A 22,580-nucleotide genomic window follows, 5' to 3' on the forward strand; every position below is an offset into this window, starting at 1 on the left:
AGTAAATAGGCGCGGTACGCCATAGGCACAGAAAAACGCCCCCTTAGTTATAATTTCGCAAAGTGAATGAGCAGTGAATAAAAACGTGAAGCTGAATAAAATAAACAATATAAAAAGCGGTACATCATTTCCTTTAGGAGCCACTGTAAACGCAGACGGATGTAATTTTGCAGTGTATGCACCTGGGGCATCCACCGTTATATTGTGCCTTTTTAACAGCGATACAGAGCAAACTACTCACGAGCAAGCGTTACCAGAAAAAACCGGGGACGTGTGGCACGGTTTTGTAGATGGCATTGCCGCCGGGCAGCTTTATGGCTATCGCGTTGAACGAGCAAAGGGTGACCTTGACGAAGTAACGCGAGAAAAGCTGTTAATCGACCCCTATGCAAAGAAAATTAGCCGACCTATTAAATGGAATCGCCGCCAGTATGACGATGATTCACAGTTTATGGTCCCTAAATGTTTAGTTATTGATGACGCGGCATATGCGCAATGTGATACCTCTCGCCCGAATATAGCGAAACACAACCGCATTGTTTACGAAGCCCATGTTAAAGGCCTAACAAAGTTACACCCTGACGTTCCTAAGGCACATCAGGGCAAGTTCCTTGGCGCCGCCCACCCAAGCGTCATTAATCATATTAAAGCACTAGGCGTCACCACCGTGCAATTTATGCCGCTGTGCTCGTTTATGCCAGAACCCTTTATTACAGATAAAGGGCTAACCAATTACTGGGGATATAACCCTGTTAATTTTTTTGCACCAGAACCGCGCTACGGTGTGTCTGACGCACTGGCTGAACTTAAAGAGATGGTGAATAGTTACCATGAGGCCGGTATTGAAGTCATTGTGGATGTGGTATTTAACCATACTGCAGAGGCCGGATTTGGCGGTCCAATATTGTCCTACAAAGGGCTGTGTCCTCATGAGGCCTATTTACTTGAGCAGACGGACGCCGGTGAGGTATTTTATTCAAATCACTCTGGCTGCGGCAATACTATTAACACAGCGCAACCTTTTATGATGGGGCTTATTCTTGATGCCATGCGCCATTGGGTAAACGTTATTGGTATCGATGGGTTTAGGTTTGACCTAGCAGTGTCTCTTGGTCGGGAACCTCAGCATTTTAACAGTCAGTCGGGCCTACTAAGAGCAATTAGTGCAGACCCGGTGCTCAGCGACAAAGTATTGCTTGCTGAGCCGTGGGACATTGGTCCTGGAGGCTATCAAGTCGGTAACTTTGAATCACCGTGGCTAGAAGTGAATGACAAATACCGAGACACCGTTCGCGCGTTCTGGCGCGGCGATGATGGTCAAACACCTGACTTTGCAACCCGCCTAATGGGCTCTAGAGATATATTCCATAAAGGCCATCGCCATATCTCTACGTCAGTCAACAATATTACGTATCACGATGGATTTACTCTGCACGATATGGTGACCTACGCCGATCGCCACAACCTCGATAATTTAGAAGACAATCGTGATGGTCATGGGAACAACCTGTCTGCCAACTACGGCGTTGAAGGGGAGACCAAGGACAGTGCCATTTTGGCAGTTCGTGAACGCCAAAAACGCAACTTGTTTGCCACGCTTATTTTTTCCCAAGGAACCCCGCATATACTCGGTGGCGATGAACTAAGCCGAACGCAAAACGGAAACAATAACGCGTACTGTCAAGACAATGCCATAAGCTGGCTGAATTGGGAGATGAATAAAAGCAAACAAGACTTCCTGCAGTTTTGTCAGTTTGTTATTCGCTTGCGTCAATCATCCACTTTATTGAGCGAGCTAAAACTTCACGATGATTCGTTTACGCTGTCGAGGAATGTGAAAGCCATTAATTGGTTTAAACCAGATGGTTCTGACAAAGCCTCCGAAGACTGGAATGCGCATCACAACAAGGCTTTTGGCGTTGAAATTAAAGGTTACCGTGACGGTAATGTTAAGCCCGAGCATTGGTTTTTATGCGTTAACGCCAGTGAAAATGACGTAAGGTTCCATCTGCCAACGTCAAAACGCCTTGGCGGCTGGACACTACAGCTAGATACCCGTTATGCCTCACTTGATGACCAGCCTTCAATTTGTATTCAGCAGGTCTTTTTACAAGCAAGCAGGTCGTTAACCTTATTCAGTTTCTCTGAATTAACCCGTTAACAGCGAATTAACCTTTACCAGCGGTGGTAAATACGGCATACCGCACTAAATTTTCGATGTTTGACTGTTCTTTATATCATCAAGTGGTAACATGCTCTCCCATCTAAATGTGAGGGTTTTCCTATGCAAAATAATGGTGGCAGTTCGCACAAAGACACTTTGTGCGATATCGGTTTTATCGGTTTAGGGGTAATGGGTAACAACCTTACCATGAACCTAGTAGATCATGGTTATCGAGTGGCATGCTTCGACTTAGATCAAAATAAAGTTGATGCAATTCTTGCCAAAGATGACAGTGAAAGAGAAAGCAATACCCCCCCACGGGTTGAAGGTTGCAGTTCTTATACTGAATTACTCAGTAAACTTAAAGCGCCACACCTCATTATCCTCTCAGTGCCGGCCGGCGACCCCGTTGACCACGTATGTAACCACCTTATTGATGCAGGCATTCAAGCCGACGATATCGTTGTTGATACGGGAAATAGCTTGTGGACCGACTCAGTTGCTCGCGAAGAGCAGTACAAAGGCAAATTCATATTCTTCTCTACTGCTGTATCCGGCGGTGAGGTAGGGGCTCGTTTTGGTCCCTCGCTAATGCCATCGGGTAACCCTTACGCGTGGACGCGTATTGAGCCTGTTTTGAAATCTATTGCAGCAAAAGTTGACGCTGAAACCGGCAAGCCTATCGAGAGCTATGTACCGGGTAAGCCCGTGGTTGGCGGTGAGCCCTGCGCGACTTATATAGGCCCTGTGGGTGCAGGCCATTACGTGAAAATGGTGCACAACGGCATCGAATATGCCGATATGCAGCTTATTTGTGAAGCATACCAAATTATGCGCGATGCGCTTCACATGGCGCCTGCCGAAATAGCAGAAGTATTCCGCCGCTGGAACGATGGTAAACTGAATAGCTATCTTATTGAAATCAGTGCCGAAGTACTCGAACAGCTAGACCCTGAAACCAAGCAGCCTCTAGTGGATGTTATCTTAGACCGAGCAGGGCAAAAAGGCACTGGCCTGTGGACTGCGGTAAGTGCGTTGCAGGTGGGAAGCCCGGCTCAAACGATCACGGCAGCGGTATTTGCTCGCAGTATTTCAAGCCTCAAGGAAGAACGCGTTGCGGCAAGCCAAGTACTGGCAGGCCCAGAAGCCTCTGTGTTTGATGATGAACAAAAAATGTCAATCATCAACAAGCTTGAACAGGCACTATATTGCTCGAAAATCTGTGCTTACGCTCAAGGTTTCCAGCTAATGGCAATGGCAGGTAAAGAGCATGGCTGGACATTAGACTTTGGCGAAATAGCAAAAATATGGCGAGCTGGATGTATTATCCGCGCTGTATTCTTACAGTCTATTTCAAAAGCGTATGAAAATAACGAAGACCTGGCTAATTTGTTAATGGACCCGTATTTTGCAGAGCAAATTACCGAGTATCAGGCTGATTGGCGTGAGTCTATTGCGCAATCTGCACTAGCAGGAATTCCGTGTCCTGCAATGATGTCGGCACTGAGCTATTACGATTCGTACCGCTCAGCAGTGTTACCGGCAAACCTGCTTCAAGGGCAGCGTGATTACTTTGGTGCACATACCTACCAGCGCGTAGATAAGCCAGCGGGTAAAAAGTACCACATAGAGTGGAGTGATCCTGCAAGACCAGAGACTGCTATAAAACGTTAACGTTAAACACATAGCGAGTTAGCGTAAGGGTGTATTTGGCAACAAATACACCCTTTTTTGTTAGCCAGTTTACCCACATTATTTTGTTAAGAGTGAGGTTTAACAGACTGGCTACAAAGGTGAGCACTGGTAAACCGCTAACGTGAATTGGATTATATTAAACAAAGAGAGGGCGTAATGTCAGACGATAAATGGAAAGAAAAGCTGAGTGAGCAAGAATATCGTATTTGCCGTCAGGCCGAAACAGAGAGACCATTCACTGGCGCATTGCTCGATGAAACCCGTGGTGGTGTGTATGTATGCAAATGCTGCGATGCGCCATTGTTTCCCTCAGACACAAAATTTGATGCAGGGTGCGGTTGGCCTTCGTTTTATAAACAACTGGACGATGGCAATGTAGATTATCGCGAAGATGTATCTCACGGCATGCGTCGAGTAGAAATAATATGTAAGCAGTGTGATTCACACCTAGGCCATGTATTCCCAGATGGCCCAGAACCAACAGGCCAGCGATACTGCGTGAATTCAGTCTCTATGACATTTAAAAGTGAGAATAACGAAGTAGTAAAAGGCTAGCACCACGGGCTTGGTTAAAGGTAAACAGGTGGTTAAAATTTAAGCTTGTTTCGTTATCGCTTTCAATAATAGAAAAAAAACCGCCAACGAAAGGCGGTTTTTTTGTGTTTTATACGCTTTTAAAATGTAATTTACTTTCAATATCAGAGCTTATTGAGCTTTAATTTTGCAGCATCAAACGTATTGCTATCGAGGGCACTGATGATGTCAGCGGTGACCGAGTCTAGTATATCTGTAGGTAAGTCGAAGCGTTCACCTAACTGCACGCGCTGAGTGTCAGGTAATCTATCGTCATACTCTTCTGCTACGCCATACCACACATAAGCCATTCGGTAGTTGTCTGCATCAATGCCTATTGATGCCAGAGAATGATAAACGCCAATATCAATGTCGTCACTGTCGGTATACAGGCTTAGTGCGCGATAAAGTGTCTCTATGGTTCGCGTAGGATCATTCTTAATTTGCACAGAGGCCAAATTAACCAGCAGTTCAGGATCTTTGACTTGGTTACTCGCTGCATAACGTTCGAAGCGATGAAACGCGTCGTCATCACCGAAGCGCGTCCAGTGATAATAGCTTAGGTGAGGGTCTAAAGAGTCTTTTGTTTCTCGGGCTAAACGCTGCAATTCTCTTCTCGCGGTAATCACCCCTTTTAGACGCGTTGCTTCCTTGCCTTTACGCTTTATATGCTCAATGTGCTGTACTTCTTGAACGCACTCAAGGTAGGTTTCGAAAGACAGGAGTAGGGGGTATTTATATGCATCACTCGACGGGTTTTGATTGTAGTAACGCAGCCTAATAATCTCTGCTCTTTGCGGCGTGCATCGAGCATCTAAGCTCAAGTCTACGCACATGTTCTCATGTTCTGCGCAAATTTCTTTGATGGTAGGCTCGAACCAATCACTACAGCCACTTATCACAACTAACGACGCCACAAGGCAGACAGCTTTATAATGACTTGTTGGAAACTTACTAAATAATGTACGTCCATTCATAAAATATACTGCATTTTTGAAATTAATAGACAATTTGGTCTTCCCTGCGTGTTTAATTAAGATACGTCCCACGATCGTCAGGCAAAAACTCACCTACGTGTACCCTAAGAATAATAAAAAGCTGACGTGAAACCAACGTAAATTTACATCCATGAAGGCTGAAGCATGAATCAACAGTACGAGCAGGAATTACAAAGTAGCTGGCAAGAGCGTCAGGAATACGCAGAAATTATGCTGCCTCTAATAGGTAAGCTGTATCGCAACAAAGCCGTAGAGATTTCCGTATACGGCCGCTCTCTTCTCAATGCCAGTGCTATCGACATCATTAAAGCGCACCGCAAGGTCCGTTTGCACGAAGGCATCAAGTTACGTTTGCGTGAAAGCTACCCTATATTGGAAGCGCTCAGTACAATGAAGATTGCTCCAGCGCAAATTGATATCGGCAAGTTGGCGTTTGACTTTCACTATGGTTCTGCCGTTGATAACGATGACTTAACTGCTTACCTCACTGACAAACTCAGTGATGTGGTTGATAAAGACGATAATCAGCAGCCTCAAGATGTTGTGCTTTACGGTTTTGGTCGAATAGGTCGTTTACTAGCTCGTTTGCTCATCGAGCGTCAGGGTAAAAACAACAAGCTTCGTTTACGTGCCATTGTAGTGCGCGGCGGTCGCGATGGCGATTTGGAAAAACGTGCAAGTTTACTTCGCAGAGACTCAGTACACGGTCCATTCAACGGCAGTATTACGATTGACCACGAGCGCAATGCACTAAAAGCAAACGGCTCGTTCATCCAGGTTATCTATGCGAACAGCCCTGATGAAGTGGATTACACACAGTACGGTATCGACAACGCTATTATCATTGATAACACCGGTATTTGGCGCGACCGAGACGGATTAGGTCTTCACTTAAAAGCAAAAGGCGCAGCAAAAGCGGTACTGACCGCGCCTGGTAAAGGCGATATTAAAAACATCGTACATGGTGTGAATGATGGCGAAGTGACCCTTGATGACACCATTGTATCGGCGGCCAGCTGTACCACCAACGCTATTACACCAGTGTTAAAAGCCCTTGATGAAGAATATGGCATTAAGAATGGTCACGTTGAAACTGTTCACTCTTACACAAACGATCAAAACCTTATCGATAACTATCACAAAGGGGACCGTCGAGGCCGAAGTGCTCCACTTAATATGGTGATCACGGAAACCGGCGCAGCGAAAGCAGTGGCGAAAGCATACCCTAAATTAGGCGGTAAGCTTACGGGTAACGCGATTCGAGTGCCTACCCCGAATGTGTCTATGGCAATTTTGAACCTTAATTTAGAGAAAGCCACAGACAAGCTATCGGTTAACGAATTCTTACGCGATACCGCCTTATTCTCTAAATTGCAGCACCAAATAGACTACACAGCGAGTAAAGAAATTGTATCTACCGATTTGGTAGGTTCAAGAGCTGCATCAGTCGTAGATTCACAGGCAACTATCGTGTCTGATGACCGATTAACGCTTTACGTATGGTACGACAACGAGTTTGGTTATAGCTGCCAGGTGCTTCGCGTAGTTCGCGATATGGCTAACCTTAGCTTTCCAACGCTACCGCTTTAGTAAGTTAAGCGGCTGCTGAAATCAGTGCACCGCCGCTAGCTAGAGCACCAAGCGTTAATTGATTAAAAAACCGACCAACAAGGTCGGTTTTTTATTAGTGTAAACAAAATGTGTACTTCATGCTGGTAAAACCAGCCAGTGCACATGGTATTTGTGTCGCTGACTATGCTAAATTAGCGCACAAATAATAAGGGAAACGACAGTCTATGCATATCTCCAGTCAATTCGACAGCGGCAACATCAATGTTGTGAGCGCAGAGTCTCCAGAAGATATTCTTCTCACTATACCGAAAGACAACCAATCAGAATTTGCCCAATGGTTTCATTTTCGTCTTGTGGGCGAAACGTTTGTCACTCACAAAATGACCATCCAAGGGTTGGCAAAATCTGCGTATCCAGATGGTTGGAAGGGGTATAACGTCCTTGCTTCTTACGATAGGCAAACCTGGTTTCGCGTTCCAAGTGAATTTGACGGCGACAATCTTACCTTCTCACTCACGTTAGAACAGCCAAGCGTGTATTTTGCGTATTTCATTCCTTATAGCTATGAACGCCACCTAGATCTAGTTCACGACGCGCAAATGTCACTGTTGTGTGAGCACCGCTTTCTAGGGCTAACGTTAGATGGCCGTGACATGTCGATGTTAGTTATTGGCGAAGAAACACCTAACAAGAAAAAAGTATGGATAACAGCCCGCCAGCATCCTGGTGAAACCATGGCTGAATGGTGCGCAGAGGGCATTATTTATCGGTTACTGGACGAACAAGACGGTTTGGCTCGACAGTTGCTTGATAACGCCGTGTTCTATGTCGTGCCAAACATGAACCCGGACGGCAGTGCCAGAGGGCATTTGCGTACAAACGCTGTGGGCACCAACTTAAACCGCGAATGGGCAACACCGACACCTGAAAAAAGTCCTGAAGTACTGTTTGTATTAAAGGCGATGGAAGATGCAGGCGTGGATATGTACCTCGATTTGCACGGTGATGAAGCACTGCCGTACAATTTTGTTGCAGGCGGCGAAGGAAACCCGAGTTATAACGACGAAATAAAAGCGTCAGAAGATACATTTAAATCGGCTCTACTTAATGCAACACCAGAGTTTCAAGATGAATTTGGCTACGACAAAGACGCGCCGGGTAAAGCAAACCTAACGGTGGCGTCGAATGCAGTGGGCGAAAAATTCACTTGCATGGCGTATACCGTTGAAATGCCGTTTAAAGATAATGCAAACGTGCCTGACGATGTTTATGGTTGGTCTGTTCAGCGATGCCGTCAGCTTGGCGAAGATATTCTCGTCGCTGTTAATGCTGTGGTAAAAAAACTCAATAACGATAAATAAAAAGAAGCGCCCGCTTCTAACAATAAAGGCCTCAGAGAATGAGGTTTTTTGATAAAAACAACAAAACGAAATAATAAAAAAGGGGAAATACCTTGGAAGGGTTATACGGTTTACTTATCACGCTTGATAGCTTCTTGGGGGGCGCAAGTTGGTTTCCTTTTGTGCTTCTTGGTGTGGGTTTATTCTTCACAGTTTACTTGAAGTTTCCGCAAATTCGATTCTTCAAACATGCATGGCAGGTTATTACTGGTAAGTTTGATAAAGAGAGCGATCCTGGTGATACCACACACTTTAGAGCGTTAACCACGGCACTTTCAGGTACCGTTGGAACAGGTAATATATCTGGTGTTGCTTTCGCTATTTTTCTCGGCGGCCCGGCGGCGCTATTTTGGATGTGGGTTACGGCCTTTTTAGGTATGACGACAAAGTTCGTCGAAGTGACCTTGTCGCACAAGTACCGAGTTAAGACAGAAGACGGCACGATGGCCGGCGGACCTATGTACTACATGGACCGTCGCTTAAACATGAAGTGGTTAGCCGTCGCATTTGCAATTGCCACTGTAGTAAGCTCGTTTGGAACGGGTAACCTTCCACAAAGCAACGGTATTGCACAAAGCATCGAAGCCACCTTTGGTTTCGAACCTTGGCTTGTGGGTAGCGTGCTAGGTATTTTGCTTGCGCTGGTTATTCTAGGCGGCATTCAACGTATTGCGGCATTCACCGCCCGCGTTGTTCCTGCAATGGCGGTTATCTACCTCATTGGCGCTATGGCGGTTATTTTTGCCAACCTTGAGAATATCATTCCCTCGTTCTTATCGGTAATCAGCGATGCGTTTACCGGGTCTGCCGCAGCAGGTGGATTCTTAGGTGCCTCACTTGCCTACGCATTCAACCGTGGTGTAAACCGAGGTTTGTTTTCAAACGAAGCGGGGCAGGGTTCTGCGCCTATCGCTCACGCGGCTGCTAAAACCAAAGAACCTGCATCAGAAGGTATGGTGTCTTTATTAGAGCCATTTATTGATACTATTCTAATTTGTACTATTACTGGCTTAGTGATTCTTTCTTCTGGCGTGTGGAAAGAGAAGCATGAAAATGTATTCGACCGTTCAGACATGTTCTTTGTAGCAGGCGAATATGATGATAGTGAATCAAAAGATGTCGAAACGCTATACGGCTTTTTAAACGGGGTTGAAGGTAACGAAATTAAACCATTTACAGGTGCGATTACCGTAGTCAATGGCACCGCAGTAAGCGGCGATTTCACCCTAATAAACTCTCGTTCAGTAGCAGAAGACGTGAAGTACTCGGTGGGCAGTGAAGATTTATTTACCGGTACGTTGAAAATAGAGGACGGTAAACCGCTAAAAGAGAACCTAGAGGTAAGCGGTAAGTCCTTGGTTCACTCTGCTGCACTGACTACTATTGCATTTACCCGAGGCTTCTTCGGTGATTTCGGGCAATATATCGTGTCGGTTGGTTTGCTTTTATTTGCGTTCTCAACGGCTATTGCATGGTCGTATTATGGTGACCGTGCGATGACATACCTTCTCGGTCCCCGTTCTGTCATGCCTTATCGAGTCATTTATGTCGCTGGCTTTGTATGGGCTGCGTTCTCAGATACTACATTGGTATGGGCGCTCTCTGCGGTAGCAATTGTGGTTATGACGCTACCTAACTTATTTGGCATATTAATGCTTAGTAAGGAGATGAAAGAGACAGTGAACGATTATTGGTCAAGAACCAAAAATAACCGCGATAAATGAATTAAGATTAAGACAAACAAGTAGTCTTAATCGGCTTCTAAACAGTAATAAAATGCGTGTTACGGCGTTATTCTTAGAATAACCCTTACACGCATTTTTGTTTGCGAAGTGTATAATCCGACTTCATTGTTGTAATCAACTTCAGTATGATACTCGTCCGCGAGATAATAGTACGCGCTGGCGTATTGTTTTCGTTTCTTACTCGCAGCGAATAAACAGGAGCAACACATGGCATTAGTTGACTGCCCGTCATGCAAGAAAAAAACATCTGACAAGGCAAAAGAGTGTCCACATTGCGGATTTAAAGTTGGCGATGCAACGTCTGAAGATGTTGAGCGCAAGCAAAGCCTTAACCGTTTTCAAAAACTTCAAAGCATTCAAAATCAATCACTGCTGGCTATGCTGATATTTGTGGCAAGTTTTGGTTTTATGTATTGGGGTGGAACTAGACCGGGTGATTTGCAGCACAACCTCGCTATTTTAGGCGCTATTGTAGGTTTCGCTTGGTACCTCGTAAACCGAGCTCGAATTGTAATGATAAAGCGTTTCTCATAAATGAATATAGATGCACTAGTAAGTAGCATGACGCCAGAGGTTTACGAACGCTTGCGTCAAGCCGTAGAGACCGGGAAGTGGGTTGATGGAACGCCACTTAACGAAGAGCAAAAGGCCAGCACTATGCAGGCCGTGATGTTGTATCAGGCGAAAATTGAAAAATCGTCTGAACACATGACAGTAGGAGAGGGTGGCGAAATTGTGCATAAAAGCAAAGCCGATTTCAAACGCTCTCTATCGGACCACCAAAATGATAACAACACGATAGCGCGGTTCAAACAGGATGATATTTAGTCGTATATTTGCTCCTTCTCATACCAGTCAAAAGCCAGAAAAAAGACTGGAAGCCATTGAAAAACTCTCACCGGAAAAACCTCAAGACAAAACGATTCTACATGAGCTGGCTTTTAACGATGATAATGCAGACGTTAGTCTTGCGGCGTTGGCAAAGTTAGATAGTTTCGTGCTATGGCAAAAGATGGCACAAATTGCCAAGTCGCCAAAAGTAAAAAAAGCGGCCCAGCACAGTGTGAACGAAGCGATATCAGGCAAGGGCAGTGTAGCCCTTAGCGCAGAAGAAAAGTCTTCGTTTTTGCAAGAAACGGCAAGCACGGATGTAATCATTGATGTAGTCCAGCGCGAGCCTGAGCTGCTAGGCAATACTGAGTTGGCCTTTGCGCTATTAGCCAAAGTCGACAAGCCTTCGTTTACGCAACACGTTTTTTTACATGCGAATAATGGCCAATTACAACGCCAGCTTATCAGCAGTCAGTCTCAGACAAATACACTGCAAAAATGGGCAAAAAAACTGAGCGATTCCCCTACGCTTGATGCGATCAATAACCGAATCGATGAAATAAGGGCAGCAGAGCAAAAGCCTGTAGAACTTAAAAAGCAACTTACACTGTGCTTGTCTAAATACCGTGCGTTACTTGATAAAACCGATGTTGAACAGGTTGTAGATTTGCAGTCCAGTTACCACAGTGAGTTGGAAGGCTTGTTTGCACAAGCGTGCATTCTTTCAACTGACGATAAGCAAGAGTTCGAAGAAAAGCGTAGTAAAATTACTGAGCAAGTTACGCGCTATATAGACAGGATCCGTCCTGCGTGGGAAGAGAAGCAAAAGTCGGCGGTACTTGCGAATACACAAGCCCTTTGTGAACAGCAGCTAACTCATGCGAAAGAACAAGTAGGTTGGTTATTCAACACGCGCTTGTGTGAAGCCACGTTAGCCGATGTTGCAACGGTAAATGAAAGCGTAAGAGGTGTCGAGGCTACGCTGGAACAGTTGGGGCAGCTTGGCAGCAATGACAAGCGAGTCAACGAGATTCAATTAGCTGTTGATGGGCTAAATACAAAGCTTGAAGCTTTTTCCATGCAGCAGCAGTACGGTCAAAAGTTATTGTCTAGACTGAACGTCGTTGAAGACGTGGCGCAAAAATTAAACAGTGCTGATGTGAGTGATGAACACAAGCGCGACTTACGCAGCGAATTTGATACTGCGATAGAGGAATACTCAGCTATCAGTCGCGAGCTTATTGCGCAGCCCAAAGCGCTTTTACAGCGTTTTAAGGCAGCAACTAAGCAAGTGAGAGCCGATGAAAAAGCCGCTAAGTCAAAGCACCAAGACGAACTGAGACACGTTAGAAAGCAAATAAGCATTGTTGATAACCTAGTTTCACAGGGTAAGTTTCGTGCGGCGATGGCTAAGTTTAAGAAACTGTCTGATAATGTGGCTTCGCTGCCTGAAAGTTTAAAGAAAGACATCGATAAGCGTTTTCAGAAGACGGCTGACGACATAGCCAGGCTAGAAGGATGGCAGAGCTATATCGCCGCGCCGCGAAAACCTGCTTTAGTTGAAGAGGCCAAAGAGCTGGCCGCTACGCCAGCAGAGAACATAAAACAGCGCAGTGAGTCGATAAAGTATTTACGCAGCCAATGGTTATCGCTGAATACATCATCTGCAGGTGACAATGAGCAAGAAAATGCAGCGCTGCAGCAGGATTTTGATAATGCACTAGAAAAGGCGTTTGAGCCTTGTAGGGAGCATTACGCTAAATTAGATGCTGAACGAGCTGCAGCGTTAGAACTGCGTCGTTCGATTATTGAAAAAGTAGCGTCGGTACCCGAAGACATTGAACCAACTGAATTAAGCAAAACCCTCGACAGGCTTGCCAAGCAGTGGCGAGCTTGCGGTCAAGTTGAAAAGCAAGCTTACGAGGAACTCAAGGTCGAGTGGAAGGCTGTGTTTTCACCCCTTCAAAAGCGCGTTTATGGGTGGCAGAGTGACAATCAGGCGCTCAAGCAAACGCTAGTGGATAAGGTTAATGCGCTACAAGATGCTGATGATATTAGTGATGCAGCAGAGTCTGCGCAGCAACTACAGCAAGAATGGAAGCGTATTGGACATGCCGGTAAGCGCGAAGAAAGCCGGTTGTGGGCAGAATTTAAAGCCAGTAATGATGCTATTTTCGAACGTTTAAAAACCCAGCGTAAAGCGCAAACTAGTGAGTATACTGAGCAAGCTGAAAAGCTGTTGTCTTCTATCGCGTCTATCTCTGTAGAAGTTGACGACAGTACTTTTCACAGTGCAGTTCAGCCTATTCAAGAAGCCATGTTAGCACTGCCAAAACCACAGCGAGTGAAGGTAGAACGCAAGCTTGAGACGCTCTTTAAGCAAAGAGAGTCTATGCAGCGTGAACATGACGCAAAAGTGATAGAGGCGCGAGCTCATGCCATTATTCGGTTGCTGCAAAATGATGAACCTGAGTCTAGGAATGAGCTTTTAGAAATCTTAGGCAAACGTTGGTCGAATTTGCTGACTAACGTTAGTGCATCAAATGCGCCGAGGCACGATAGAGCGTGGTTAACGGTAGCGTTAGAGGTGGCGAGCGGTATGCCTAGTCCGCAATCTGATGCATCGGTACGTTCGAGTGTGCAGCTTCAAATGATGACGGCAAAACTTGAGCAAGGTGAAGCCCCAGAGGCCCAAGAAATATTGAGCGATTGGTTACAACATGGTGAAGTAAAAGAAGACGAAAGCGGTCTTTTACAGCGTGTAGTTACCATTATCGATAACAATCCGAGTATGTTGGCATAGATGGAAAATAGTGTAGAGTTTCAATTTGATACAGAGATGTCAGCGTATCGATTTCTCAATACTGTAAAACATGTTGATGCAGACGGGTTACGGGCTAAGTTTGGTCAAACTGATCATCATGTTAGTGTGAAGTACACCTATATTGTGGGTGAATTTGATGAAACCCTGTCGATACTAGATGACTTGGCAAGGGATCTCGGCGGTATAGAGGTTTCTTAACGTCGTTCTCTTTGCGTCAGCCAAACTCAGTTTAAACAAGGGCCAGTTTAAACAAGGGCCAATTTAATAAGGTCAGTTCAAACAAGGTCAGTTCAAACAAAGACCAGGACACGCAAACATAAAAAAGACCGGTATAAACCGGCCTTTTTTGATTTCTGTAAAATATGTAGGTAGCTATGCTTGTCATCTAGCTACACAACTACACAATTACATAACTACTTAGTAAATTAACAGTCGTCGTCTTCTGCTTCAACGCCTTCTTTAACGTCTTCACATGCATCTTCTACGGCGTTACCAGCGTCATTGGCCATATCGCCAATTTTGTCACCTCCGTCTTCAAGCGCATTGCCAGCGTCTGTGACCATTTCGTCAAGTTCTTCGCCTGCGCTTTCCGCGTCGTTTTCACTACATGCTGCTAGTGAAAGTACAAATGCTGATGCTGCTACTACTTTTAATAAATTCTTGAATGAACTCATGTCCTTACTCCTTTTCAATTACTACTGTATATAATATGTTGTTTACGCTTTCGGTGCTTTACCGCGCAAGGCATTCACTAGAAGTGATATGACAAGAAAGGCGACAAATACAAAAAATAATATCTGTGCAATTCCTGTTGCTGCCCCAGCGATGCCTCCGAAACCAAAAACTGCTGCAATAATGGCGATAATAAAAAATGTGATTGCCCAACCTAACATGACTTATTCCCTCTTGTTGCTTCCGTTACGTTCACAATAGCTGTTGCTATGATTAAGCTTCTGCTATGTATAAACTGTTGTTACATTAGTTAATGCTATCTTCGTGCCTAAGTTGCAAGTAATTGAAAATATTAAAGTAATTTTATTTTCTAAACATTTTCTTGGTGTGAAGTTCACAATGTATAGACAATAGTTACAGGTAAATTGCATTTTTTACATTCTTACTAAAATACTTGGCTATGTGATTGGAGCCATGTAATAAGTGCTACGTAATAAGGGCTACGTAATAAGGGCTACGTAATAAGGGCTACGTAATAAGGGCTACGCAATTTGCGTTGCGCATATAGGTAACAAGGCGATAGAGTTTAGTTGTTAGAATCGAGCAGATGATAAATGGTCGTGTGCACAATTGTTCACATAACATTATTCATAAAAAAAGGAGACGGCGTTTATGGCAAATACACATTCGGCATTTATAGGGCTTATGCAGCGTGCGCGCAACGTCAAGCGCTGGCCGCTAATGGCGCAGTTCCAAGATGAAATGCTATCGACTCACATTTATGAGGCGTCGGTGGTAGCGCATATGCTAGGCGCCATTGCATGTGATGTATTTAACGAAGATGTGGACCCAGATCGTGTGGCGGCAATGGCTATTTTCCACGAGGGAAGTGAAATAGCGGGGATGAGCGATATTCCGAGCCCGGTCAAATACCACGATCCTGAAACCACTGCGGCGATTAAAAAATTAGAACGTCGTTTTGAAGCTATGTTAATAAAAACTTTACCTGAAGCACTCCAGCAGCGATATCAATCGCTAATTGAGCAAGACAAGGAAGATGTTCATGTGACCCTTGCAAAGGCTGCTGACGTGCTCTGTGCTTATTTAAAATGTGACTACGAGCTATCCAAGTCGAATTCTGAGTTCTCCAACGCGATGCAAGAAATGGAAGTGCAGCTTAAGCGCTATAAGGAAAAGCTACCCGCCGTTGGCTATTTCTGTCAAATCTTCCTTGAAGATGCTAAGGGAACCCTAGATGAGCAAACAAAAGATTTAGAGTGGATAGAGCGAGCGAACACGCTCCATCTTGATAGTAACGAAAGCGGAGAGTAAAGCAAACAAGCCTATGTGTGTACTGCAAGCATTCGCGATAGGGAAGGTCAACGCTGATAGCAGCATTTAAAAATCGGCAGTCAAAAAACGGCATTCAAATAGCGGTATTCAAAAAACGGCATTCTAAAAGCAAATCACCGATGATGCAGTTTATTTCATTCTCTTGCGTTTTGCCCAAATAGCAAGCAAAGCAGGGCCTATATACATTGCAATACCGTACACGCCTGGCGCGATAGCATAATCAGGCGCTTTTAAAAATGTAATACAAATCAACATGGCGAGAGCCGCGTTCTGAACACCTATCTCAATAGCAAGGGTTAGAGAATCTTTAAACGAAGCTGCGGATACTTTTGCTAGTATTAATCCCATCAACACAGAGCTGAGATTAAGGGTAAGGCATACTAAAAATGCGCTTTCAAATGAAGTCGCTAAGTTATCGCGCTCTGACACGAGTACGCCCACAATCATTGCCAACATAAAATACATGGAAAACTGACGAAAAAAAGTTTCCGTCTTTGTCGCAAAGCCTGTGAAAAGACGTCGAATGATCATGCCTATCACTACGGGTAAGATAGATACGCCAATAAGTCCCAATACGGTTTCAACAACCGAGAAAGCAGGCGCATTTTCTTTTACAAAGTAATCGATAGCGAACTGAATAATGAAAGGCGTGGTAAAAACACAGGCAATAGTGGAGATGGCGGTTAAACTTACAGACAGCGCCAGATTAGCTTTCGCGATATGACTGATTAAGTTACTCGTTGTTCCCCCAGGGCATGCTGCCAAAATCATGATACCCACAGCAATATAGGGCGGCAGTTCAAACGCGAGACAAATAGCAAAAGTGAGTAGAGGCAACAATACTATTTGACCCAAGAAACCGGTCAAAATAGCTTTAGGCGCTTTAAGTAACCGTCCAAAATCAGAAATAGTTAGCGTTAAGCCCATTCCGAACATCACAAACGCCAACGCTAGAGGTAGTAATACCTCAGTAAGTACAGATGCCTGCACGCATACGCCCCTTAACACAGCAACTTATTATAGTGGCGCTAGTGTACTCTGTTTAACAATAGATAGAAGTGATGACCCGTTATTAAGATTGATTAATTCTACGAATGATAAAATGAGCACAAACGTATATCGGGCGCTTTAATGAAAATTGGCAAGGGCTGTCATGATAGCTGCCGAAAGCGTTAATAGAATTGCCCAAGGGCGGTCATGAAAATTGCCGAGAGCGTCAATGAAGAATAACGAGTGCACTGTCATTAAGGCTATAAAATCAAATAGCCCAAAATTTATTGAAAAAGTTCAGCACGTACTATTAAAAAGACCAGAGTGCTAAAGCGCTCTGGTCTCTATTGTTCAGGAGCTTTGCTGGCTATTTTTATTAAAAACACGCTATTCGCAATACCGTATTTGCCAAACGCTATTCGCAATACCGTATCTGCCAAGCTCTACTCACAAGGCTCATTTGAAAAGCCCATGTAGAGAAACGGTCTAGGCAGACTAGCTGGCAGTGGGGTTGTAAGGTAACGACGATTGGTGAGCAACAATACGTAAGTTTCCGTCACTGTCTTTAACATAGGCAAAGGTATACTCCACTTTAGTTTCGCCGCCATTGGTATCTGTGAAAAAGTAATTGCCCATGGCAACTGCCATTCTGCAGCTATTGTTGATAATGCCTACATTGTCAAATTTCACATTGGTATACGGTTTTATTGCAAAGCCCTTATCTTCTTCGTACGCATCGTTACCGCCCACAAAATAGGAAAGAGCGGCATCGAAACTTGAGCGAAATTGATCTTCGGCTGCCAAGGTTGGTTTAAACAGTACACTACTCAGATCGTACCCATACATATCTTGGATAAAATCAGCAGCTTCATCAGAATAGTTGCCGCTATTAGTAAACACTGAGCCGATTCTGACAATGCCGTTCCCCCACATTTTTTGCGCAGCAATGACCTCTCTTTCCGTAATGCAGGTGTTTGAATACAGTAACGAGTTGTCTAGTGCTTCTGCAGTAAGCGAAGCCTTTGCTTGCGCGCCACTTTTGGGAGGTTGCGTATCGGCTACAGCACTGCATGCAGACGCTAACAGGATTGAGGCGATAGCAGCGGTAATTTTTGAGCGAGTTGCTTTTACATTTTTCATAGCATACATCCTAAATTTAATAACAATAATTTTGCTAGAAGCATGTGCAATATCAAACTCATTGCAATGCGATAGCTAAAGGATATACACAACGAATGACGTGTACTTTTTCAGAGGATTAAAAACTGATTAACGCAGGGTTAATCTTAAACGCGTTCAGTGAAGGGGAGGCATCCGATGCGCTGAAATCTGATTAACAATGCATCGAATGTATTTTTTAAGGCTACGTCTTAGTAACCTTTGTTTTCTTCATCAAGCGGCGTTGCAAGAAGTTCAGATACCGAAAATGCGTTTACACCTAAGCTCTGCTCGTCATTCGACATTGAGGTGACGATTGAAAAGTATATGTCTTTCATTGCCGTTTTTTCAATATCACTTGGATTTGGCACAGTAGAAGGTTGCGCAACATCTGAACAGCCTGACATGGTGCACTGTTTATCTGACGGAAAAACCACGGGCTCATCGTTGCTCATGATAACTTCGCGAGCAAGCACACGTTTTTTAGTGATGTTGGTCTTTGTTACTGCTACGTAGTCGAAGTTATTTTGTTTTGCTATTTCTGCCGCTCGACGCAGCGCGTACTGCTGCACTTTGTCAGCAGGTGTTCTATCCGATGCCTTAAATAAAATACGGTATTCACCATTGCCCAGCTCTTCGCTTGAATAGCCGTAACTTTGTTCAGAATTTGCCGATTTATAAGGCGTTGGCGTGGCAACAGGTACTGACGAGCAGCCTGTTAGTAAAGCGGTGACTGCAATGCCCACGCCTAAGAGTAGGTGAGTGGGTCTCGATTTTACGTGGCTGCTTTTTAGAGCGTTTTTTTCCAACTTACGGCGCATTTACTACTTCCTTTCGTCACACAATTATAATTTAAACAGCGATAGCAAAGCAGTTCTGCCTATCGTTATGAGTGCAGTTTTACGGTTGCTCTTCACTTTTGGTTTTGCATCGGACATACCTTTATAGGCACCTAACCCTACAATACCTAACAATATTTCTGGTTTGCCCACTAAGTAACGGCATTGTTGCTTTGCTGTTTTTTCGGCAAGGTGAGCATGATGACGCTGCGCATAAAAATCCCGTTCTTTTTGTGCAATGTCAGTCATGTTTTTCTTCAACAAAAATTTATTTAACAATGCGTCTACCATTTTGGATGTCCTATAAACTATAGCGTAATTCTTGCTAGATGTTAGGTTAGGTGTTGCGTTAGATATCGGGTTAGATTCTGGGTTAGATGTTGTCGTTAAAAAGCGTGCTTAAAGAGAGCGCTTAAACAATGCGATTAGCCGTTCAAAGCTAACGAAACACAGCGATTTTTTCGCAATTCGATAAAACAACACGCTGAGCCCAAGGTTAAAACACAACAAGATAGCAGCGATAAAAATAATACTGATACCCAAAGAGTATAACGCGCCGCCAATCGCTACATTTACGAGCAGCCAGCACACAATGCCAATAACAAAGGCGGCAAGGGCTGCAAAAACTGAAATAAACAGCGACTTTTTGACGAGCATTATTTCGCTATTTACCAAACTTAAATAGGCCGCACCCTGTTTAGTTCGCTGTTTCGCCGCATTTTTAAGTGCGTCAATAACCGCTTCATAGGATGGGTCAGGGTAGGGTGCTTGTTGTTCGTCTAGGTTTTTTTTGTCTTTTGGGGAGGCGTCGTGATATCCAGTACTAACGCTGCCATCGGCGTTAACCGCTATCACAGCATTGTCTACGCCAATGAAATAGAGCGCCTGCTCCGATGGTGGAGTCAGGCGAAACGGATTTTCAGCGCTCATTGTAAAATGAGCGCTATGAAAATCAGGTATTGTTGCCATTATTACTTCTTACGGAATAATGAAGTAACTAGCATGCCCGCTGCAAACGCAAGCCCGGCTGTTGCCACTGGATTTTCAACGGCATAGTTACGCACAGAAGATGCCTGCCATTTTTGTTCAGCGAGACGTTTACGCTCTGACATATTCTCAGCCGATGACGTAGCGGTACGACGAATATTTTCTTCAGCAACACTCGCGTTATCCGCAAGCTTGTCTACAGACTGATGGAGCGACTCTTTCAGTTGATCCGTAACTGGATGACCTTGCTCATTAGAAGTATTTGCTTTTGTCGATGTATTTTTAGCTGTTTGTGTAGCCATAGTATTCTCCTTGATTTTACTAAATGCATCTTTCCCTATTAGTAAAGCAATGGCTGTACCACTGTGCAGGAGGTTCGTAATCTATTGATTTTCAAACATAAAGTTTTTTTGATGCAAGCGGCTATATTATGAGGCAGGAAGAATGCACACAGTATTGTGAACACCCTGTAATAATTTCGCGGATAAGAGTTTAGCAGATAAGCATGTCGAGACTGAGTGGCTCTAGGCTAAGTAGTTCTAGGCTTAGCTAATCCATAGCTAAGCCTTTTGTGGATAGGCCTTTTGTAGGTAGGTTAGTCGTTATAATGAATTAGCGGCTCAAGCAATAACACTTTCTAAGTCATCTTTCGTCACCGGCTTGAGCAAGGCGCTATCAATGCCAATTGTTGACATAATATCTTTATCTGCTTGATGCCCGCTAACAATAGTCAATATGCAGTTACGCTGCTGCGCTTTTAATTCTTTTGCTAGCTCGTAACCATCATAGTCGGGCAATGTTAAGTCCATAAGAACATGGTCAAATTGCTGTTCACTCATTGCTTGCAAGGCATCATTTCCACACAGGCTTTTTACAACATCGCATCCAAGATGTGTTAGAAATAATTGCAACAACTCTGCGGCATCTTCGTCATCCTCGACAACTAATACCTTCTTTTTGCCACTTCCTGCAGTGTCTTTCTCTGTCACCTCATCCGCTATCTGCTCTGTAGTTTGCTGTGAACCAGAAGAGGTTCGCGCTTTCAATAGTTCTGGAATATCTAAGTTGCTGCCACGCTGATGTGACAATGCCGACTCAGGGGCAAAAGGTTTTGTGGTCGGCATGTTCGATACTTGAGCTTCAACATTGGAAAACGTAATAGGGTTGTCTGCAGGTAAGTAAAGTGACAGCAAGCTGGCCAGTGCAAATCTATCAATAGGCTTGCCGATAACATCGTTAAAGCCTTCGCGTATTAGCGACTCTTTAAGTCCTTTTCGACTCGCCGCGGTAACTGCAATAACAGGGAGATTTTTACCATGTCGCCTTATGGCATGAAGGGCTTCAATACCATTCATTACTGGCATATGGATGTCCATGAGTACCAAGTTGAAAGGGGCGTTCTGCTCGTCAGCGTGTAACACTGCTTCAAGTGCCTTAACACCATTTTCCGCATAGCTAATATCGGCTTTTGATTGACTGACTAAGTGACCAGTAAGTCGCCTTATTTCTCTAAGGTCGTCTACAATAAGCACTTTTCCAGTCAACTTTAAATTTAAGTTAGCTGGCTCAACGATTGAAAGTTGACCTAAGGCAAGCTCTTCTATTGGCTGAGTACTTATATCCCCTGGGTTAATATAAAAACTAAAGCTGCTGCCTTCTCCCATGCGAGAGGTCACTGAAATATCACCATCAAGTTTGCAGACCAACTCTTTACAAATTGCCAGCCCCAGGCCTGCACCGCCATGATTGGCACGCATCACATCTTCAATTTGTTCAAAGGGATGGAAGATATTTTCAAGCTTATCAGGCGCCATACCAATACCGGTATCGTCCACGGTAAATCGCAACACGGTGTCTGGCTGAACAGACTGTTCTTCTAGCGCTAGGTTGCCCGCCTCGGGGGTTTCAATTTCAATGGTAAGTGTAATGGTGCCGTTATCTGTAAATTTCACCGCATTGGTAATTAAATTGAGCAATATTTGGCGAAGACGTGTTGGGTCTGTTTGGATAAACTCAGGCATCTTGGTTTTAGCAACCACATTGAGACTGAGCCCTTTGTCTTTCGCATTCAACTGCATCAAGGAATGTATATCGGTGAGAAATGACGCTAGGTTGACTCGCTTTACATTCAACTCAAGTTTGTCTGCCATGATGCGGGACATGTCGAGTAAGTCGTTAAGCAGGCTCAAGAGGTGTTTACCATTAGAGTGAATAATTGATAACTCTTGCTGAAACGGGCTATTTCTCGCGTCATCAATCAATAGCTCTGTGTAGCCTAGTATTGAGGTAAGTGGCGTTCTTAACTCATGACCCAAATGGGCAAGAAATTTGTCTTTTGCTTTGTTTTTTTGCTCTACTTTATTACGTTCTATCCGCTCGTTTTCAATGTCTCTTCGAACGAGAGCATAGCGAATAGTTCGCATAAAGCGGGGTGATTCAATTTCGGACTTTTGTAAGTAATCTGCGGCGCCTGCGCGCATCACCATTTCATCAACCATGGCGTCAGATTGACCCGTTAATATAACAACGGGTACGTTAAATTGATTTGCTTTTAAAATACTTAACACATCGAGCGCATTTTCTGCGCCCAATAAAAAGTCGAGCAAGCACAAATCGAAAGAGCGTTCTTTCAGTGCTTCTAATGCAGCATCGCTGTCGGTCACCCACGTCAACTCGAAATGTGTAGATTCGCACCGTTCTAGATAGTCAGAGGTAAGGAAGTAGTCATCTTCATCATCCTCAATCAATAGAATTTTTATTACCTCTGTCATCTAGTACT

Annotated in this window: 21 protein-coding genes; 11 read left to right on the top strand and 10 right to left on the bottom strand. The window is 44.2% G+C overall.

Going from position 1 to position 22,580, the window contains the following annotated elements; all coding sequences use genetic code 11:
* The first annotated feature begins 73 nt into the window (after window positions 1-73).
* From glgX to msrB, 3 genes are all read left to right on the top strand, one after another.
* Window positions 74-2,161 carry a glycogen debranching protein GlgX gene (gene glgX, locus AC27HD_RS00590; RefSeq protein ID WP_487103130.1) on the top strand — a complete coding sequence of 696 codons (2,088 nt, stop codon included), beginning with the start codon at window positions 74-76 and terminating at the stop codon, window positions 2,159-2,161.
* Window positions 2,162-2,284: 123 nt separating this feature from the next.
* On the top strand, window positions 2,285-3,838 hold the full coding sequence (gndA, locus tag AC27HD_RS00595; RefSeq protein ID WP_032096647.1) for an NADP-dependent phosphogluconate dehydrogenase: 1,554 nt from the start codon (window positions 2,285-2,287) through the stop codon (window positions 3,836-3,838).
* A 177-nt stretch (window positions 3,839-4,015) separates the two neighbouring features.
* Window positions 4,016-4,414, top strand: coding sequence for a peptide-methionine (R)-S-oxide reductase MsrB (gene msrB, locus AC27HD_RS00600; protein WP_032096646.1), 399 nt, complete (start codon window positions 4,016-4,018; stop codon window positions 4,412-4,414).
* 143 nt (window positions 4,415-4,557) lie between these two features.
* Here the strand turns inward: msrB and AC27HD_RS00605 are convergent, their stop codons facing one another.
* Complete coding sequence (locus tag AC27HD_RS00605; RefSeq protein ID WP_487103132.1) at window positions 4,558-5,409, bottom strand: DUF2989 domain-containing protein; 852 nt, start codon at window positions 5,407-5,409, stop codon at window positions 4,558-4,560.
* 165 nt (window positions 5,410-5,574) lie between these two features.
* Between AC27HD_RS00605 and AC27HD_RS00610 the strand changes: the two genes are divergently transcribed.
* From AC27HD_RS00610 to AC27HD_RS00640, 7 genes are all read left to right on the top strand, one after another.
* The gene (locus tag AC27HD_RS00610; RefSeq protein WP_032096644.1) at window positions 5,575-7,020 is read left to right on the top strand and encodes a glyceraldehyde-3-phosphate dehydrogenase; all 1,446 of its coding nucleotides are present in this window, start codon (window positions 5,575-5,577) and stop codon (window positions 7,018-7,020) included.
* Window positions 7,021-7,226: 206 nt separating this feature from the next.
* A complete protein-coding gene (locus tag AC27HD_RS00615) occupies window positions 7,227-8,363 on the top strand; it encodes a M14 family metallopeptidase (protein WP_487103134.1) in 1,137 nt (378 codons plus the stop codon).
* Window positions 8,364-8,455: 92 nt separating this feature from the next.
* A complete protein-coding gene (locus AC27HD_RS00620) occupies window positions 8,456-10,126 on the top strand; it encodes an alanine/glycine:cation symporter family protein (protein WP_487103136.1) in 1,671 nt (556 codons plus the stop codon).
* 228 nt (window positions 10,127-10,354) lie between these two features.
* Window positions 10,355-10,681 carry a Zn-ribbon protein gene (locus tag AC27HD_RS00625; RefSeq protein ID WP_032096641.1) on the top strand — a complete coding sequence of 109 codons (327 nt, stop codon included), beginning with the start codon at window positions 10,355-10,357 and terminating at the stop codon, window positions 10,679-10,681.
* Window positions 10,682-10,975 (top strand): YeaC family protein, encoded by a 294-nt coding sequence (locus AC27HD_RS00630; protein ID WP_032096640.1) that lies wholly within the window; start codon window positions 10,682-10,684, stop codon window positions 10,973-10,975.
* Entirely contained in the window at window positions 10,965-13,781 is a 2,817-nt protein-coding gene (locus AC27HD_RS00635) for a DUF349 domain-containing protein (protein WP_487103138.1), read from the top strand. Before AC27HD_RS00630 ends, AC27HD_RS00635 begins: the two co-directional genes overlap by 11 nt.
* Window positions 13,782-14,000 carry a hypothetical protein gene (locus tag AC27HD_RS00640; RefSeq protein ID WP_032096638.1) on the top strand — a complete coding sequence of 73 codons (219 nt, stop codon included), beginning with the start codon at window positions 13,782-13,784 and terminating at the stop codon, window positions 13,998-14,000. It abuts the gene before it with no gap.
* 227 nt (window positions 14,001-14,227) lie between these two features.
* On the opposite strand, the gene AC27HD_RS00645 is transcribed toward AC27HD_RS00640, so the two are convergent.
* The gene (locus AC27HD_RS00645; RefSeq protein ID WP_032096637.1) at window positions 14,228-14,476 is read right to left on the bottom strand and encodes a hypothetical protein; all 249 of its coding nucleotides are present in this window, start codon (window positions 14,474-14,476) and stop codon (window positions 14,228-14,230) included.
* A 42-nt stretch (window positions 14,477-14,518) separates the two neighbouring features.
* The gene (locus AC27HD_RS00650) at window positions 14,519-14,695 is read right to left on the bottom strand and encodes a DUF1328 domain-containing protein (RefSeq protein WP_032096636.1); all 177 of its coding nucleotides are present in this window, start codon (window positions 14,693-14,695) and stop codon (window positions 14,519-14,521) included.
* A 451-nt stretch (window positions 14,696-15,146) separates the two neighbouring features.
* Between AC27HD_RS00650 and yfbR the strand changes: the two genes are divergently transcribed.
* Window positions 15,147-15,806, top strand: coding sequence for a 5'-deoxynucleotidase (gene yfbR / locus AC27HD_RS00655; protein ID WP_163106711.1), 660 nt, complete (start codon window positions 15,147-15,149; stop codon window positions 15,804-15,806).
* 150 nt (window positions 15,807-15,956) lie between these two features.
* Here the strand turns inward: yfbR and AC27HD_RS00660 are convergent, their stop codons facing one another.
* The 7 genes from AC27HD_RS00660 to AC27HD_RS00690 all read right to left on the bottom strand — a co-directional run bounded on the left by AC27HD_RS00660 (window position 15,957) and on the right by AC27HD_RS00690 (window position 22,572).
* Window positions 15,957-16,817, bottom strand: a complete 861-nt coding sequence (locus AC27HD_RS00660; protein ID WP_487103141.1) for a bile acid:sodium symporter family protein — start codon at window positions 16,815-16,817, stop codon at window positions 15,957-15,959.
* A 495-nt stretch (window positions 16,818-17,312) separates the two neighbouring features.
* Complete coding sequence (locus AC27HD_RS00665; RefSeq protein WP_487103143.1) at window positions 17,313-17,957, bottom strand: phosphoribosyl-AMP cyclohydrolase; 645 nt, start codon at window positions 17,955-17,957, stop codon at window positions 17,313-17,315.
* A 230-nt stretch (window positions 17,958-18,187) separates the two neighbouring features.
* Window positions 18,188-18,796 carry a CC0125/CC1285 family lipoprotein gene (locus AC27HD_RS00670; RefSeq protein ID WP_487103145.1) on the bottom strand — a complete coding sequence of 203 codons (609 nt, stop codon included), beginning with the start codon at window positions 18,794-18,796 and terminating at the stop codon, window positions 18,188-18,190.
* Window positions 18,797-18,820: 24 nt separating this feature from the next.
* Window positions 18,821-19,063, bottom strand: coding sequence for a hypothetical protein (locus AC27HD_RS00675; protein WP_239060083.1), 243 nt, complete (start codon window positions 19,061-19,063; stop codon window positions 18,821-18,823).
* Between the two features lie 150 nt (window positions 19,064-19,213).
* Complete coding sequence (locus tag AC27HD_RS00680) at window positions 19,214-19,783, bottom strand: hypothetical protein (RefSeq protein ID WP_032096630.1); 570 nt, start codon at window positions 19,781-19,783, stop codon at window positions 19,214-19,216.
* 2 nt (window positions 19,784-19,785) lie between these two features.
* Window positions 19,786-20,103, bottom strand: a complete 318-nt coding sequence (locus AC27HD_RS00685) for a hypothetical protein (protein ID WP_032096629.1) — start codon at window positions 20,101-20,103, stop codon at window positions 19,786-19,788.
* 318 nt (window positions 20,104-20,421) lie between these two features.
* Entirely contained in the window at window positions 20,422-22,572 is a 2,151-nt protein-coding gene (locus AC27HD_RS00690) for a response regulator (RefSeq protein ID WP_032096628.1), read from the bottom strand.
* Window positions 22,573-22,580 lie beyond the last annotated feature (8 nt).

The organism is Alteromonas sp. 4NS20-0143 (assembly GCF_057542855.1).